The sequence below is a fragment of the Weissella sp. DD23 genome, from assembly GCF_001579105.1.
Classification (GTDB): Bacteria; Bacillota; Bacilli; order Lactobacillales; family Lactobacillaceae; genus Weissella; species Weissella cibaria.
Map to the genome: position 1 here is coordinate 403,965 of NZ_KQ970390.1, position 755 is coordinate 404,719.

Consider the following 755-nt stretch of genomic DNA (forward strand, 5'->3'; position numbering starts at 1 on the left):
AATAGTTCAGACGCTCGCAATAATTGATAGTCCACGCCCTGTTCATTGAAATAATTGTATAAAACATCATTTTCAGGGGCATACCCTAACATAAAGGCGTCAATCGTGCCGTCATCTAAACCACGCTCGTGTAAGTACGTCAGTGCAGTATCACCAGCGTCGGTGTTAACGAGTAAATGATGGTATAGCTTCGTTGCATCTGCATACAGTGATCGTAAGGCTTTTGTTTGTGGATCAACTGTTTCAGTTGGCTCATCTGCCGTGTAGGATGCATCAAGGTCGACGCCCGCAAACGGTGCAACCTTCGCAACTGCTTGTGGGAACGTTGCATTATCAATATCCATGATAAAGCTAAACACGTTGCCCCCACGACCGCATGAGAAGCAGTGATAAATTTGCTTATCTTCATTAACTGAAAACGAGGGCGTACGTTCATCGTGGAACGGGCACAGCCCAAACAGATTACGCCCTTGTTTTTTCAGTTGTACATATGGCGAAATGACATCAACAATGTTGACACGCTCGCGAATTTCTTCGACAAGGTGTTCTGGAATACGTGTTGCGATAGTCATCACCCCCATCTCTTAAAATGAACTTTTCCAGCTCCTATTATTATACGCCGGAACGTACAATATGCAAGTAGCTTGTCAAGCCCCTATAATCTAGTAAAAGGCCGGTATATTAACATTTTGTATTTCAGCTTAAAATATTATGTAAACTAACGCAATCTACATTTCGAGTTAATTGTCTGCCAT

At 42.6% G+C, this 755-nt stretch carries 1 protein-coding gene; it reads right to left on the reverse strand.

The annotated features are described in order from the left end of the window. The coding region (locus WEIDD23_RS14320; RefSeq protein WP_242865387.1) for a CHC2 zinc finger domain-containing protein at positions 1–572 on the reverse strand (572 nt) is incomplete at its 3' end. Positions 573–755 lie beyond the last annotated feature (183 nt).